Genomic DNA, 17,185 nt, shown 5'->3' with positions numbered 1-17,185 from the left:
ATCGGTCAAAAATAGCTCTCCAGGCCCCCCGCGCGGCGCACGTCGAGCGTTGCGCAATGGAACGACCCGCCAAGGGCATGAAAATGCCGGAACGGGCACCGGATCGCCTCGAAGCCCCAGGCTTCCAGCGCCTCGGCCATCGGATCGTCCTGCGCCTCGACAATTACACGTTGTGGATCGAGCATCAACACGTTCATATTGATCCAGCCGCTGCACAGGAACAGCGGCTGCGTGCGCGGCGGTGGCGGCGGGGCTGCGCGCACCTCCCACGCCTTGAACAGCTCCGGCACGGTGCGCACCCGTTCCGGGTTGATCAGCAGTTTGCCGGGGGCGAGCGGCATCAGGCTGGCGTCGATATGCATCGGGCGGTCGTCGTCGAACGCCACCTCGTGCACCCGGTAGGCGCCGCCGAGATGCCGGCGCAGCCAGTCCACGCCCATCCGGTTCGTCACATGGCTGAGCTGGACGAAGATATCGCGGCCGCAGCGGATGAAGTCCGCCGCGTCGAAGGTCGGCTCGAACTCCGAGACCGCGAGGCGCGGCGGCAGTTCGCCCCCGGCCTGCCTCCAGCCGTCGTCGTAAAGCCGGTCGGGGAGCTCGGGCCTGGGGGCCGCGCTCCAGCGCGCGCCGGCGGCGAAATATTCCTTGAGGAGGGGGCGGTAGGCCAGAACCTCGAAATAGCGCGATCGCCAGGCCATCGGGCACTCGATCAACTCGTCGCCGACGACCAGGATCACGTCGCGCGGCATCGCCTCATAAAGGCCGGTGCTGGTCCAGCCGGGACCGCCGAAGCTCGCCTGCTTGTCGCGCGGGTCCGGCCGCCTGACCTTGATGCCCTCGCGCTCCAGAAGGGCCGAAAACAGGTCCAGCTCGCGGCGGGCCCCGTCGACGATGTCCGCCGGAAAGGCCTGCCCGGCATGGGCACGTATGTGGTCCGCCTTGGCGGGCGGCAGCACCGCTTCCACGGCGGCATGCCAGGGAGGGAAGCGGGCGCCGTCGGCGATGCCGACGATCACCTCTTCGAGCGGGTCCCACTCGTTGTGGGAGCTGACCGGGGTGACAAGGTCACGCGCCGGAGCAAGGCCGACGCCATGATTTGAAAGTCTCTTCATCGGCGTCAATTCGACCAATTAACTTTTGGACGGTCGGTTTTATTGCGATTAATATACATCCTATAGTGGCACTCTAGCAGATCGTCATGGTGCAGCCAAATCCAAAAACCCCGATCCTTGACCCGACCCTTGCCCCTGCCATGACGACCTCTGCGGCATGACCGGCGCGACGGGCGCAATACAAGCCGCGGCCCTCGCCGATCCGGAGACTTTTGCCCGCGGCGACGCCTGCCGCGTCTTTCGCCATCTTCGGACCCAGGAGCCGGTGGCGTGGACGCCCGAGCCGGACGGGCCGGGGTTCTGGTCGGTGACGCGTTACGCCGAGGGTGCATGTGTCCTGAAGGATGCTTCGACCTTCAGTTCGGTTGAAGGAACCACCCTGGAAGGCAACCGCTGGCAGGACGATCCGGCCGCCGGCAGGATGCTGCCGCTGATGGCCGCCCCGGCCCACACCGCCTTGCGCCGCATCCTGATGCCGCATGTCTCCGGGCCGCGCGTGGACGCCCTGCGGCACGACACTGCCGGATTTCTGGCCCGCGTGCTCGAGGAGTGCACGGAGCGCGGCCGTTTCGAGGTAGGCGACGGGCTCGCGACGCGGGTTGCGATGCATGTCGCCTTCCGCCTGCTCGGCCTGCCGCCGGAAGACGAGGCCGGCCTGCTGCCGGTCGTCCGCGACACCCTGTCCTGCAATGAGAGCCGCCGGCATCTCGCGGATGCCGAACTGCTGATCTATGTCAGCGAGGCGGTGGAGGTGCGACGGCGGCACCCCGCCGACGATGCGATTTCCGCGATAATGGGCGCCGAGATCGACGGCCGCCCGCTGGACGACGAAACGGTCCTCTTGACCGTGCTGAACGTGATGTCCGCCGGCCTGACGACGACCCGGCTGGCGATCACCGGGGCGATCCATGCCCTCATGCATCATCCGGACCAGTGGCGGTGGCTCCAGCGCCGGCCCGACATGCCGGGCACGGCGGTCGAGGAGGTCCTGCGCTGGACATCGCCGGCCGCGGCGGTGGTGCGCACGGCGCATGCCGACACGGTGCTGGCCGGACGCCGGATCCGCCGCGGCCAGCGCGTCGCGGTCTGGATTCCCTCCCTCAATGCCGACGAGGCGGTGTTCGCCGATCCGGACCGCCTGCGGCTCGACCGCGCGCCCAACCGCCATCTCGGGTTCGGGACGGGCATGCATGCCTGTCTCGGCATGATGCTCGCCCGCCTGGAACTGCGATTGCTCATGTCCGAGATCCGGCGCGCCTGGGCCGGGATCGAACCCGACGGACCGGCGGAGCGTCTGACCTCGCTCGTTCTGCAGGGCATCGACCGCCTGCCGGTCCGGGTTGGCCCGTCGTGACGCGGTCTCCGGGATCCTGGATCCTGCGATGGCTCACGACAACGACAGTCGCGCAAGGTCGCCGACCAGGGTCAACACCGGTTCGGGATCGGACTGCAGGAAGAAATGGTCGCCCGCCGCCTGGCGGATGACGGCGGCGCCGGTGCCGTGGTGCCGCCAGGCGTCGAGTTCGTCGGCGGTGACATAGGGGTCCGCCCGGCCGCTGATCGCCCCGATCGGGCACGGCAGGGGCGCGGCGAACCGGCGACCCGCCCCCGCCCGCCACTCTTCCGCCATCCGGCAGCCGGCCCGCAGCGCCGGCAGCAAGACGTCGACGAGCTCGCTGTTCGCCAGCACGTCCTCGGGCAGGCCGCCGAGATCGGCGAGGGCCCGCAGGAATGCCGGCCGGTCGAGATGGGCGATGGCCCGGTTGCGCGCGTTCATGGTCGGTGCCGGGCAGCCGACAACCACGAGCGCGGCCGGACCCGCGCCGGACCTTGCCAGCAGGTGCGCCGCCTGCGCGGCGATCATGGCTCCCAGACTGTGGCCGAGAAGAATGAAAGGCCTGTCGCGCAGGTGGACGGATGCGGCGATGAATTCCTGCGCAACCTCGTCGACGCTGCGGGCCAGCGGCTCGTTGAACCGGGTCTGATGGCCAGGAAGCTCGAAAGCGCAGACATCGGCGGCCTGCGCCATCAGGCCGGACCACGCGCGGAAGACGGTCGCGCCCGCCCCGGCGGGGGGAAAACAGAACAGCCGGTAGCGCGCGCCAGGACGCGCGATCCGGTGTGGAAAGAACCGGCGGAGGTCTCCGGCCGATGCCTGCATCCGGCCGGCAGTGGCGCCGGCGTCCTCGCTCCGGCCGTCCATCACAGGTCCCCGACGACGCTGCCGCCGTCCCCCTCCGTCTCCGGGATCGAACCGCCCAGCCAGAGCAGTTCCTCGATCGCCTCGGCGATTTCGGCGATCGTCGGTTTCTCGAAAAAGTCCCGCACCGTGAACTCCACCGCGAACGCCATGCCGATCCGGGCGACCACCTGAAGCACGGTCAGCGAATGTCCGCCGAGGACGAAGAAATTGTCGTGGACGCCGGGTCCGTCGATGAACAGCACCTCTTCCCAGATGGCGGCGAGCGTTTCCTCGACGGGCGTGCGCGGGCCGACATGGGCGATTCCCGACAGCAGATCTTCGCGCCGCGGCGGCGGCAGCGCGGCGTAATCCGGCTTGCCGCTGGGCAGCAGCGGAAGCTGTTCCAGGGCCACCAGCGCCGCGGGAACCATATAGGCCGGGAGCCAGCGCTCCAGATGATCCCGCCAGTGGTCGATCGCCTCGCCGGAGGTCTCGGAGCTTTCCACATAGGCCGTCAGCAGCCTCTCCCCGGCCTCCGTTTCGCGAATGTCGACGAGGCAGCGCCGGACCTGCGGCAGGCGTTCGAGAACGGTTTCGATTTCGCCCGGTTCGAGCCGCTGGCCGCGCAGCTTGATCTGCCGGTCCCGCCGTCCGGCATAGTCGATGCGACCGTCGTCGCGCAGCCGTCCAAGATCGCCGGTCCGGTACATGCGCGCGCCCGGTATCGGGCTGAACGGGTCCGGCACGAAAGAGCGCGCCGTCAGCGCCGGCTGGCGCCAGTAGCCGTCGGCGAGGCTGCCGCCGCCGATGCAAAGCTCTCCCGGAGCCCCGAGGGGAACATGGTTGAGATGATCGTCGAGCACATAGACCGCCGTTCCCGAGACCGGCCGGCCGATCGACGGTGCCCCGTCGCCTTCGGGACCGACCGTCCCGGCCGTGGCGACGACGGAACACTCCGCCGGTCCGTAGTGATTGACCAGCGTCATGCCGTGGGAGGGATCCGGCCGCCGCCGCAGCCGGTCGCCGCCCGTCAGCATGACCTCCAGATGCGGCGGCAGCGGTTGCCCGCCGGCCAGCATGGCTTCGGCCAGAGGCGTCGGCACGAAGGCATGGGTGACCCGATTTTCCGACAGGTGCCCGATGAGGCGGTCGATATCGCCGCGGGTCGTGTCGTCCACGATGACCAGGGTGGCGCCGGCGGTCAGGCAGGCCCAGACGTCCCAGGTGCAGGCGTCGAAGGACAGGCTGGCGATCTGCGCCACCCGATGACCCGGCCCGAGCCCATAGCGGTGCCGGTGCCAGTCGACGAGTTGGCGGAGGCCGCGATGCGGAACGATGACCGCTTTCGGACGGCCGCTCGTTCCGGATGTGTGGATGCCATAGGCGGGAAAGACCGGCGCAACCTCCTCCGGCCCGTCGCGCCCCCGGTCGCCGGCCGCCAGCACCGGGGAAACCGGCACGATCGTCAAGCCCTCTGCGGGAAAGCGCCCGCCGACATCCCCGGCGACGACGACATGACCAAGACCCAGGTCCGCGGCCATGCCGGCGAGCCGGTAGGGCGGAAGCTGGGAATCCAGCGGAACGAAGGCTGCCCCGGCATCCAGGATGCCCAGCATGCCGATGGTCATGGCGGCGGAGCGCTCGACGCACAGGCCCACCATCTCCCCGCGCCGGACCCCAAGCTGCCGCAAGCGGTCGGCGAGATGGAGGGCATTCGATGCGAGGTCGCCATAGGCGAGATCCGTGGCCGCATCGCGAACGGCGAGCGCGTCCGGCTGACGTTCTGCCTGGCGGTGCACCAGATGGTGAGCGCCGTCCTGCGGGACCTGCCTTGAAACCGTTCCGGAGAGCCGCGAGAGCGCGGCGCTTTCCCTCTCTCCGATCACCGGCAACCGGGAGATCGCCGTTTGCGGCCGTTCGACGATGGCCCGCAGGAGCGCCGGGAACCGCTCGGCCAGCCGCTGGGTGGCGGCAGCGCCGAACCGGTCGGTGCTGTACTCGAACCCCCCGGACAGCGCCGCGCCGGGCCGATCCGACAGGAACAGGGTCAGGTCGAACTTGGAGGTCGTGCCCTCTACCGTCACGGCGGCAGTCTGCAGGCCCTGCAAGGCCAGGTTTCCTGCACTCCCCGCCAGCGTTACGGCGGTCTGGAACAGGGGATGGCGCTCGTTCCCGCGCTCAGGCTGGAGTTCCTCCACCAAGCGTTCGAAGGGAAGGTCCCGGTGCTCCTGCCCGGCAAACACGTCTTCCCGGACCTGGCGGACGAGATCCGCGAACGGCATGTCCGGTCTCAGGCGGCTGCGCAGCACGAGCGTGTTTTGAAACAGGCCGACCACGCCGCTCAGGTCCGGATGGTCGCGGCCGGTGACGGGATACCCGATGAGAAAGTCCGCTTGTCCGCTCGACCGGTAGAGCAGCACCGCGAAGGCGGCTGAAACGGTCATGAAGAGGGTGGCGCCGAGGCTTGCGCTCAGCGTTGTCAGCGCGGCCCCAAGCGCCGGGTCGAGGTCGATATCGATCCACCCGCCCCTGCCGCTTTGCGCCCGTCTGGGCCGCCCGCCTTCGGTGGGAAGCGCAATGTCGTGGGGCGCACCGTCCAGATACCGGCGCCAGTGGTCGACGAGCGGCTGCATGTCGGCGGCGCGCAGCCGCTCGGCCTGCCATGCCGCGTAATCGGCATACTGGATCGGCAGCTCCGGAAGATCGACCGGCCGGCCGCCGAGAGCCGCGTTGTAGAAGGCCGAAACGTCCCTTGTCAGGATGTCCAGGGACTGGAGATCCGCGACCGCGTGATGAACGGTGATCACGAGCACATGGTCGTCGCTCCCGAGAGCGCCGAGCCTGGCGCGGGCAAGCGGCCCGGCGCGCAGGTCGAAAACCCGCTCCGCCTCGGTGCGGACGAAATCCCGGATGTTCTTGTCCGGCTCCTCCGCAGGCAGCAGGGCAACGAGATCGAGCGGAAACCCGGCCCGGTCGGCGACGATCTGCACCGGCTTGCCGTCCTCGACATCGAAGGTCGTGCGCAGGCTTTCGTGCCGCGCGGCGGTCTGGTCCAGGGCCTGCCGGAGCGCCGGTATGTCGAGCGGCCCCGTGATCCGCCAAGCCGCGGGAATGTTGTAGAGCGGCGAGTGCGGCTGGAGGCGGTCGAGGAACCAGAGCCGTTCCTGCGCGAAGGACACCGGTGCCGAAAAGGCCGTGCCGGTGTCCTGCGGGGAGTCGGTGCTCGATAGGCCGGCGTCGGTCATGATCGGACCCTGTTTCGTCTCTTTCTCAAGAGGTCGCGGCGCCGATGCCGGTCGACCGGACGCGCCGCGAACGGTCGAGACGCGGGATCGGCTGAAGGCGGGCGTCCGTGTCCACGTGCTGCGCGCCGCTGTCCAGATAGGCGGCCAGTTCCGCGATTGTGGGATGCTCGAAGATCGCCCGCAGCGGCACGACGAAACCGGTCGACTGCGCCAGGCGCGCCGACATCTGGATCGCCGTCATGGAATGGCCGCCGAGGCTGAAGAACGAGCTGTGAATGCCGACAAAGGACAGGTCGAGCACCTGCCGCCAGACAGCGGCCAGCAACAGTTCGGTCGGCGTTATCGGCGGTGTGCCCGGCGCGTCGCCGCCGTGCTCCGTCACGGCCGGCGCGAGGCGCAAGGCGCTGCGGTCGATCTTGCCGTTCGGCAGATGCGGCAGGCTGTCGACGATCGTCAGCGGCTGCGGAACCAGGCTCCTCGGCAGCAGTTTCGCAAGCTCGGCGGCAAGCGACCTTGCGGACAGGCCCTCGTCCGGGGCGACCGTGACGAAGCCGGCGAGACGGTCCGTGCCGTCCGCCTCCGTCAAGACAGCCACCGCGGCCTCGCGCACGCCGGGACACGTCAGCAGCGCATGCTCGATCTCGGTGAGTTCGATCCGGTTGCCGTGAAACTTGACCTGATGGTCCGTGCGTCCGCGGAACTCGATGTGACCGTCGGCAAGAAACCGTGCGCGGTCTCCGGTCGCATAGATCCGGCTTCCCGGCGGCCCGAACGGGTCGGGCAAGAACCGCTGCGCGGTAAGGCCGGGGCGGCCGAGATAGCCCCGCGCAAGACAGGGTCCGCCGATATGCAGATGGCCGCTGACGCCGATCGGCACCGGCTCCAGCCGGTCGTCGAGGATATAGACCGCCGCGCCGTCGACCGGCCGGCCGATCGTTACCCGGTTGTCGGCGCCGATCTCGGTGAAGGTGGCGTAGGTCGTCGCCTCGGTCGGGCCGTAGAGGTTGAAGATGCGCGCGCCGGGCACCGCGACCCGCAAGACCGCCACCAGGCTTGGGTCGAGCGGCTCGCCGGCCAGGTTGATGGTTCCGGCCGATGTCGGCACCGCCCCGGCGGCGGCAAGTGCGCTCATCGACGAGGGCACCGTGTTGATCAGGGTCGGCGCCCCGGCGGCGGCCAGCGAGATGTCGTCGACGAGCACCACTGTCCCGCCCCGCATCAGGGGGAGGAAGATCTCGAAGACCGACAGGTCGAAGCAGACCGACGTCGCCGCGAGCATGCGCGCTGTCTCCCGCGCGGAATAGACGCGCGCCGCCCAGGCCAGCAGGCCGATGGCGCTGCCATGGCTGATCGCCACCGCTTTCGGATGGCCGGTCGACCCCGACGTGTAAAGGCAATAGGCCAGGGTCTGCGGGGCGATGCTGGTGCCGAGGTTGCCGGACGGCTGGCGCGCGAGGAGGCCCGGATCCGCGTCGATCAGGACGGTACGCCCGGAAAACGGCGGCAGGCTGGCGGCGTCCGCCTTGCGCGTCAGCACGATGCCGGCGTGCGAATCCTCCAGCATGTAGGACAGGCGTCTGGCCGGATAGCCGGCATCCAGCGGAACATAAGCGCCTCCGGCTTTCAGGACGGCCAGCAGGCCGATCACCAGATCCGCACCGCGTCCGAGGAGAATGCCGACCAGGCTTTCCGGCCCGACGCCCAGGCTCTGCAAATGGCGCGCGAGGCGGTTCGCCCGCTCGTTGAGGTCGCGGTAGCTGAGGGTTTCTGACCCGACCTCGACCGCAACGTCATTCGGCGTCCTGGCAACCTGGCGTTCGAACGCCTCATGCAGGCTCGCCGGCCCGCCGTCCGGCCGTGCCGTCCGGTTCCAGTCCACCAGGATCCGGTGCCGCTCCGGTTCGCTCAGCAGCGCCATGTCGCCGACCGGCCGGCCCGGATAGCGGACCAGCTCACGGCAGAGGTGGCGGACCTGGCCGGCCATCCGTTCGACCGTGGCGCGGTCGAAAAGGTCCGCCGCGTATTCGAGATCCACCTTGAGCGCATCGCCGGTCTCGGTGACGAACATCGACAGGTCGAACTTGGCCGTCCGGTCCGGCACCTCGATCACCTCCGCCTCGAGCCCCGGCAACTCGACGTCTCGGTCACATTCGGCACCGAAGCCTCCCACCCGCCCCGTTGCCGCGGCCCGGGTCCTGGCATGGCTGCACCAGACCTGGAAGATCGGATGATGGGACGGGTCCCGGACAGGCTGAAGATCCTCCACCAGTTTCTCGAAGGGGTAGTCCCGGTGCCGGTCGGCCGCCAGGACATCGTCGCGCACGGCCGTCAGCAGGTCCGCGAACGGCATATCGGCGCGGGTGGCGATCCGCATCGTCAGCGAGTTGACGAACAGGCCGATCAGGTCCTCCGTCTCCCGCCGCGTCCGGTTGCCGGAGGGATAGCCGATGCAGAAGTCGCCTTGCCGGCTGTATCGGAACAACAGGACGGCGAAGACGGCGGACATCAGCATGAACATCGTCGCGGCCTGGCTGTGCGCAAGGCTTCTCAGGTCCGCGGCCAGCGCCGCGTCGAACGTGAACGACACGCTGTCGCCGCGAAAGCTCGCCGTCGGCGGGCGCGGCCGGTCGCTGTCGAGCCGAAGCTCCTTGGGGATGTTCCGCAGGCGCTCCCTCCAGAAGCGTCTGTGGCCGTCGAGCACATCGCCGGTGAGCTGCGCGCGCTGCCACCGGGCGTAATCGCGGTACTGGATGGGCAAGGGCGGCAGGGGCGAAGGCTTGCCGGCGCGAAAAGCCATGTACAACGCGGCGAGTTCCCGCATGAGGATCTCGACGGACCAGCCGTCGAACACGATATGCGGGATCGTGACTTGCAGGACATGCTCCGTCCGCGCGACCTCGATCAGCAGCGCCCGCAAGAGCGGGCCTTCCGCGAGATCGAACGGCGTTCGCGCGTCCTCCGCCAGCAGGTCGAGGGCGGCCGAGCGGGCGTCGCCGGAGGTCGGCGGCGCCGTCACGGGAAGCTTCAACCCGCACTCCGTGGAAACGATCTGGATCGGCGGGCCGCCATCGTCGGCCGCGACGAAGCGGGTCCGCAGGCTCTCGTGCCGGCGCAGGATCTCCTTGAGCGCCAGCCGCAGGGCGTACCGATCCAGGCCTCCCTTCAAGCGCCAGGCGACAGCGATGTTGTAGAGCGACAGCCCCGGTGTGAACTGGTCGATGAACCACAGGCGTTCCTGGGCGAAGGATGCCGGAACCTCGTCGGCGGCCGGCGCCGGCCTCACGGGGGCGACGGGCGCGTCGTCCCGGCCCTCGAGACGCGCGGCGAGCTGCCGGATCGTCGGCGCTTCGAAGATGTCGCGCAGGATCAGGCCGCGCTCCGGCTCCGTCCGCAGCCGGGCGATGATCCGCGACGCCAGAAGGGAGTATCCGCCAAGCGCGAAGAAATCGTCGTCGATGCCGACCCGTTCGACCTCCAGCACCTCGGCCCAGACGTCCGCGATGTGCTGCTCCGCCGCCGTTCGCGGTTCGCCGCCCTCCCCTTGGTCGGCGGGTGCCAGCGGCGCCAGGGCCGCCAGTCGCGCCCGGTCGATCTTGCCGTTTGCCGTCAACGGCAGCCGGTCGCGGATCTCGAAGGTATCGGGGATCATGTAGCCCGGCAGGCTTGCGGCCAGCTCGGCGCGCAGGAAAGCCGCATCGACGGCCTGTCCGCCGGCTGGGGCGACATGGGCGATCAGTTTCCGCGCTCCGGAGGGGCTCGTCCGGGGCAGGACGGCCGCCTGGGCGACCCCGCCGATGCGATGCAGGCGGGCTTCGATCTCGCCGGGTTCGATCCGGTAACCGCGGATCTTGAGCTGCTGGTCGATCCGGCCGAGAAAATCCAGGCTGCCGTCCGCCCGGAACCGGCCCTTGTCGCCGGTGGCATACATGCGACTGCCCGGCGGGCCGAAGGGGTTGGGAACGAACCGTTCCGCGGTCAGGCCAGGGCGGCCCCGGTAGCCGCGGGCAAGGCCCCGGCCGGCGAGGTGGATCTGTCCCGGCACGCCCGGAGGGACCGGTTCGCCGTCATCGTCCAGCAGATAGGCTTGCGTGCCGGCGATCGGCCGGCCGATGCCGACATCGGCCAAAGGATCGGAGCGGACATGACACCAGGTGCTGTAGGTGGTGTCTTCCGTCGGACCGTAGAGATTGAGCACCCGCGCCCGGGGCGCGGCGGCATACAGCGCCTCGACCAGACCGCGCGGCAGCGGCTCGCCGGCAAGGTTGATCGTCCGCACCCCCGCCGGGATGGCGTTCCGCTCAAGCAGCGCCCGCGCCGCCGAGGGAACCGTGTTGAGCAGCGTCGGCTCCACCGCCGGCGGCGTGTCGGCGAGGGACAGGGAGTCTTCGACCAACACGATGGTGCCGCCGGCGGTCAGCGGCAGGAACAGCTCGAACACGGAGAGGTCGAAAGACAGCGAGGTCGCCGCCAGGGTGTGGCGGGTGTCCTCGCGGCCGAAAACCGTGCCGGCCCAGGCCAGCAGGGCGGCGGCGCTGCGATGCTCGACCATGACGCCCTTCGGCAGGCCGGTCGAGCCCGACGTGTACAGGACATAGGCGAGATCGGACGGGCGCGGCGGATCGCCCGGCGGATCGGGCGCGAACCGCGCGATCCGCTCGCGATCCCGGTCGAGGCAGACGGTGCGGACCCCGGCCATGCCGAGCGACAGCAGGCGCTCCCCGCGCCCCAGGACGACCCGCGCGGAGCACTCGGCGATCATGTGGTGCAACCGGTCCGCCGGGTAGTCCGGGTCGAGCGGAAGATATGCCGCCCCGGCCTTCAGGATGCCGAGGAGAGCGGCGACCATGTCCGCCGACCGGGGCATGGAGATCCCGACGACATCCTCGCGGCCGATCCCCATCGACCGCAGACAGCGGGCCACCCGGTTCGACAGGCGCTCCAGCGCGGCATGGCTCAAAACGGTGTCGCGATGGAGGACGGCCACGGCCTCGCCGGAGGCGGGCGAGGCGATCATCGCGGTCAGCGTCCCGTCGGCGGCCGCGGCCGCAGTGGCGGCGGTGTCCGCCCCGGCCGCCGGGGCGTCGCGGCGCGCGCGTCCCCCCGGCAGCGGCAGGTCGCCGATCCGAACGCCCGGCTCGTCCGCGATCGCCGCCGCGATGCGCTCGAAATCGGCCGCCGCGCGCGTGATCGTCGGGCGGTCGAAAAGCGCCGTGTCGTAGTGGAAACCGCCATGCAGCCGGCCTCCCTCCAGGGTCATGGTCAGGCCGAGATCGAACAGGGCGGTGGTCAGCTCCGTCATCTCGCGTTCGGTTTCGAGGCCAGGCAACGACAGGTGCCCGCCAGCCCCGCTCTCGAACGCGAACAGGGTCTGGAACAGGGGAGAGGCCGTGCGTCGGATGGTCGGCCCAAGCTCGGCAACGAGCCGGTCGAACGGCAGCTCGCGGTTCTGATAGGCCTCCAGCACGCGGCGCCCGGTCTTCTCAAGGAAATCGGCGACGGTGACATCGGCGCGCGGCCGCGCCCGCATGACCAGGGTGTTCAGGAAATTGCCGATCAGATGCTCCGTGCCCCGCCCGCGATAGGCGGCGACGGGCGTGCCGACGCACACCTCGGACTGTCCGCTCCAGCGGGCGAGGAAGATCTGATAGGTCGCCAGCACCAGCATGAACGGCGTCAGGTTGGCGCGGCGGGCGGTTTCCAGCATCCGGCCGGTGAGCCGCTCGGACCAGGCGAACTCGACGAGCCCGCCGGCAAGGCTCGGCAGCCCGCGTCGCGGCCGGTCCACCGGCAGGCGCAGGCCCTCGGGGGCATCCTCCAGGCGCCGCCGCCAATAGGCGAGCTGGGCGTCCAGTTCCCCTGTCTCAAGCTGCCGGCGCTGGGCGAGAGCGATGTCGGCATATTGCAGCGCCAAGGGCGGACGCCGGGGCGCCCGGCCGTCACGCCGCGCGGCGTAGAAGTCGCCAAGGTCGTCCGCCAGCACCGCGAAAGACGCCTCGTCGCCGGCGATATGGTGCAGGACGATGACCAGGACATGCTCGTCGGCGCCCCGCCGGACCAGCCGCACCCGGAACGGGCTTTTCGCCTCCAATGGGAAGGGCTGTTCCGCACTGTCCTGAACAAACCGCCTTGCGTCGGCCGGATCGGCCCTGGAGAAATCCGCAAGCGCGATATCGAGCGCGCCCGGATCGAGAATGTCCTGCCGTGGCAGGCCTTCGGCGGCGGGATAGCGCGTCCGCAGGATCTCGTGCCGGGCTTCCAGGTCGGCAAACGCGCCCATGAGCGCCGGAACGTCGAGCGCGCCGCGCAGGCGCAGAACGAGCGGCAGGTTATAGGCGGCGGTGCCGGGATGGATGTGCTCGATAAGCCACAGACCTTCCTGTGCCGAACTCAGCGGCAGGAAGGACGGGCGGCGCGCGGCGGCCGGCGGACTGTCGGCCCGGTCCAGATGCGCGATGATTTCGGACTTGCGCCGCCGGAGTTCCGCAAGCGTGTCGCCGTCCAGTCCATCGGGCGGGCGGTACCGCAACCGGCCGTCGCGCACCCAAAGCTGGATGCCGGCTGCCCGGATCTCGGCCAGAACGTCTTGCAGATCGCGCATACGGCCTCCTTTCAGATCTCCAGGCCGACAAGGCGCGTGTCGACGATCCGCTGTATGGCCGCGGCGAGCGCGGGAGCCTTATCCGCCTCGACCATGGTGAAATGCGTGCCGTCGACCGTGTGCGGGGCCAGCGAGCGGAAGACCTGTCGCCAGCCCTCGGACCTGAACTGGTGCTGGACGGAGACGGGGTCCGCATGGGCGCGGTCGAACGGCTCGGCCGCGCCGAGATAATCCGCATCAATGGCAAGCGGCCGGGGCTCATAGCGATCGAACGCCCGAAAATCGCGCTGAATGAGCTGGTCGAGCTCCGCCAGAAGGGCCGCATCCGGCGCCTGAAGCGGCTGCGCGTTGCGGCGCGGAATGTCCAGTCCGTCGAGAAGCGACCGCATCTGCAGGGCCTGCGGCGCGTCCAGCAGCTTCGGCGGCGTCCAGGTGTCGAGCAGCAGCAAGGCGGCAATGTCCACGGTCCGCGCGATCCACTCCCGCGCCATTTCCAGGGCGATGCACCCGCCCATCGACCAGCCCGCAAGGATCACCGGGCTCACCCCCCGCACGGCATCGACTTCGGCGACATAGCGCGTGGCGAGGGCCTCGATCGTGCAGGTCGCAGGGTCGGTGCCGATGCCGGGTGCCTGCAGGCCCCAGCAGGACAGATCGGTGCCCATCCGTTTCGCAACCTCGACGAACGGCATCACCGAACCGCCGGCGCCATGCACGAACACGAGCAGCGGCCGGCCCGGCCGAACGGCGAGCGGCACGAGGCACGAGACGCCGCGCGCGCCGGTTTCCAGCCGCGCGGCCAGGTCTCGAACGCTCGGGCAGGCAAAAACGTCGGCCACCGACGGCCGCAGGTTCAGCTCGGTGTCGCAGGCGTCGATCAGCTTGAAGATCAGCAGCGAATGGCCGCCGAGATCGAAGAAGCTGTCGGTCGCCCCGATGTCGGTCTGCCCGAGGAGGTCCTGGTAGATCCGCAGGAGACGCTCTTCCAGGGGCGTTTCCGGTGCCGCCCGCTCCCGGCTGTCGCACCGGGGCGCGGTCCACTCGAGAGCCGCGAGGGCCTGGGCATCGACCTTTCCGTTCACGTTGGTCGGGAGTTCGCCGAGGATGACGATGGCCGGCGGAACCATATGGCGGGGCAACAGACGGCGCGCATGGGCAAGCAGGACGTCCGGCGTCGCCTGCGCCCTCTCCCTCAGCGTCACGAAAGCCGGGATCCGGGGTCCGGTTCGCGGATCGTTGCGCACCAGGACATGGCACTGCGCCACGGCCGGGTGCTCGCACAACACCGCCTCGATCTCCGCCAGTTCGACCCGCATGCCGCGCAGCTTGACCTGCCGGTCGATGCGTCCGAGATGTTCGAGAGTGCCGTCGCCGCGCCGCCGGCACAGGTCTCCGGTGCGGTACATGCGCTGCCCCGGCGGCCCGAACGGATCGGGCAGGAACCGCTCGGCGGTCAGGCCCGGCCGGCGGTGATACCCGAGCGCAAGACCGACCTCGCCGCCGATGTAAAGCTCGCCGGGCACGCCGAGCGGGCACAGGCGCCCCGACGGATCGAGCACGTAGCAGGTGAAATTCGCCGCCGGATGACCAAGCGGCACATAGTCGGTCCCCGACGTATTGGGCAGGGGACAGTCCGTCACGGTTCCGCATTCGGTCGGCCCGAAGCAGTTGACGAGCAGGGCCTGCGGCAGTTTTTCGTAGAAGCGGTCGCGCAGACGGGGGCTGACCGGGGCGCCGCCGCACAGGACGCAGGCGAGGCTGCGGCAGGATCCGTCCGGCAGGACGTCCAGCATCAGTTCCAGCATGCCCGGCACCAGGAAGATCTGCGTGACGGCGTGTTGGTCGATCAGCGCGACCAGCCGCTTCGGGTCGCAGTTTTCGCCGGGCTTCGGAACCACCAGCCGGGCGCCGAAATAGAGCGTCCAGAAGATCTCCCAGATCGAGACGTCAAACCCGTAGGAGGTCTTGAACAGGTTCGCCCCGCCCGAGGTCAGCGGATAGCGCCCGTGCAGCCACAGGATTTCGGCCAGCGCCGCTTCGACCGAATAGACCACACCCTTCGGCCGTCCGGTGGAGCCCGAGGTGAACAGGATATGGACCGGCCGTCCCGCCGGCGCCATGCATGGCGGATCGCCGGGGGGCCAGTCGTTAGGGGACCAGTCGTTAGGGGACCGGTCGTCGGAGGCCTCGGTGCCGCCGACGACGTGAACCGCGCAGGAGGCCGAGGCGACGAGCGGTGCGGTCGCACTGTCGGCCAGCACCAGCAGCGGCGCGGTGTCCTCCAGCAGGACGCGGATCCGTTCGCCGGGCAGAGCGGGATCGAGCGGGACATAGGCGGCTCCGGTCTTTGCGACGGCCAGGAGCGCCATGACCAGATCGAAGCCGACAGTCATGCACACGGCAATGTAGCAGCCGGGGCCGGCGCCTTTGGCGAGAAGATGCCAGGCGAGCCTGTTGGCAGCGGCATTCAGCTCGCCATAGGTCTGCTGGCCGCGCTCGCCGACCAGCGCGACGGCATCCGGCGAGCGCCGGACCTGCTCTTCGAACGGTTGCGCCAGGGTGCGGTAGGGACTGCCGGGCCGCATGTAGGGCTCGAACGCGTGAAGGAGATGCGCCTCGTCCCGCGCGGACAGCAGCGGCGCGTCCAGGATGGGCAGATCGGGATCCCGCGCGAAGGCGGCCGCGAGCCGCGCGAACATCGACACGAAGCGTTCCGCCGTCGCCCTGTCGAAGAGATCGGCCGAATATTCCAGAGATCCGACCATTCCCCCGTCGCGCTCGTCCAGGAACAGCGACAGGTCCCATTTCGCGGCCTCGGAATCGGCGAAGGCCGCGGCGGTGTCCAGCCTGCCGTCAGGGGTGGCCGGCAGGCCGCCGACGCTGAACATGGTCTGGAACAGGGGGCTGATGCTTGCATCCCTCGGCAGGTTCAGCGCCGCGACAACGGACCCGAAGGGAACCGTGCCGTTATCGTGCGCTTCCAGAACGGTGGTTCGCACCTGGCGCAGGAGGCTGCGGAAACGCGGATTGCCGGCAAGATCGCTGCGCAGCACCACCGTATTGACGAACATGCCGACCATCGTCTCGACAGCGGGATGATCGCGCCCGGACAGCGCGGTTCCGACCAGCATGTCGGTCGCGCCCGACACGCGCCGCAGGAACGTCTTGTAGACCGCCGCCAGGACAACGAAGAGGGTGGTGTTTTCCGCCTCGGCCAGCGCCTTCAGCGGCCGCAGGCCCTCGGGGGCGATCCGGCAGGGAACCACATGGCCGCGTCGGCTGGGCACGGGGGGACGCGGACGGTCGGAGGGAAGATCGAGGACCGGAAGCTCGCCGCGCAGCTTGGTCCGCCAATAGGACAGTTGCTCCTTGGGATCCGCCCCGTCGGCCCGCCGGCCCGCATGGGCGGCATAGTCGATGAAGCGGACGGCCGGTGCGGGGCCGGGCGCGTCGCCGGCCAGAAGCGTCAGCAGGTCGCCATACAGCGTTTCCAGCGAATGGCCGTCGACGGCGATATGGTGAAACACCAGGAAGGCGACGGCCGCCCCGCCCGGCATGCGCACCACGTCCATGCGGTAGAGCGGCGCCGTCGCCAGGTCGAACGGTTCCCGGTAGCACCTGTTGCCGATGACCTCGATCCTGGCTTCGGCCTCGCCGGGAGACAGCATGCCGGCGTCGTGCCAGCGCAACGGGCAGGGGACGTCCTCGCACAGTTCCTGCAGCGGTTCCCCGTCCTTTTCGTAGATCCGCAGGCGCAGGGCATCGTGACGCTGCATCAGGGTGCGCAGCGCGTCCCGCACGGCCTCGTCCGACGGACAGGAGGGCAGCCGGAGGATGCCGATCTGGTTGTATTCCGGACTGTCCGGAAAAATGCGGCTCTGGAACCAGACGCCGGACTGGTTGGGCAACAGCGGAATGTCGCGAACGGTGTCGCTGCGCGGGATCTCCGCCGCCGCCGGGGGGGCGCCAATGTCCCGATGCGTCATCAAACGCTCGAGCAATTGCCGCTGCGCGGGACCCAGGTCGGCGCGTCCGGCTCCCGCTTCGC

The 17,185-nt window shown here is 69.6% G+C and carries 6 protein-coding genes; 1 reads left to right on the top strand and 5 read right to left on the bottom strand.

The window, feature by feature from the left end; all coding sequences use genetic code 11:
* Positions 1-5: 5 nt before the first annotated feature.
* Positions 6-1,112, bottom strand: a complete 1,107-nt coding sequence (locus TSB10P1A_RS10150) for an amidinotransferase (RefSeq protein ID WP_186387791.1) — start codon at positions 1,110-1,112, stop codon at positions 6-8.
* A gap of 157 nt (positions 1,113-1,269) precedes the next feature.
* On the opposite strand from TSB10P1A_RS10150, the gene TSB10P1A_RS10145 reads away from it, so the two are divergent.
* A complete protein-coding gene (locus TSB10P1A_RS10145; protein WP_186387790.1) occupies positions 1,270-2,466 on the top strand; it encodes a cytochrome P450 in 1,197 nt (398 codons plus the stop codon).
* A gap of 33 nt (positions 2,467-2,499) precedes the next feature.
* Here the strand turns inward: TSB10P1A_RS10145 and TSB10P1A_RS10140 are convergent, their stop codons facing one another.
* From TSB10P1A_RS10140 to TSB10P1A_RS10125, 4 genes are read right to left on the bottom strand one after another with little or no spacing between them, the layout of a single operon-like run.
* Positions 2,500-3,315, bottom strand: a complete 816-nt coding sequence (locus tag TSB10P1A_RS10140) for a thioesterase II family protein (RefSeq protein ID WP_186387789.1) — start codon at positions 3,313-3,315, stop codon at positions 2,500-2,502.
* On the bottom strand, positions 3,315-6,539 hold the full coding sequence (locus TSB10P1A_RS10135; protein ID WP_186387788.1) for a non-ribosomal peptide synthetase: 3,225 nt from the start codon (positions 6,537-6,539) through the stop codon (positions 3,315-3,317). Before TSB10P1A_RS10135 ends, TSB10P1A_RS10140 begins: the two co-directional genes overlap by 1 nt.
* A gap of 25 nt (positions 6,540-6,564) precedes the next feature.
* Positions 6,565-13,137 (bottom strand): non-ribosomal peptide synthetase, encoded by a 6,573-nt coding sequence (locus TSB10P1A_RS10130; protein WP_186387787.1) that lies wholly within the window; start codon positions 13,135-13,137, stop codon positions 6,565-6,567.
* An 11-nt stretch (positions 13,138-13,148) separates the two neighbouring features.
* A complete protein-coding gene (locus tag TSB10P1A_RS10125) occupies positions 13,149-17,123 on the bottom strand; it encodes a non-ribosomal peptide synthetase (RefSeq protein WP_186387786.1) in 3,975 nt (1,324 codons plus the stop codon).
* Positions 17,124-17,185: the final 62 nt, after the last annotated feature.

The sequence above is a fragment of the Stappia sp. TSB10P1A genome (genome assembly GCF_900185725.1).
Lineage (GTDB): Bacteria > Pseudomonadota > Alphaproteobacteria > Rhizobiales > Stappiaceae > Stappia.
This window is presented reverse-complemented; position numbering and strand designations above follow the sequence as displayed.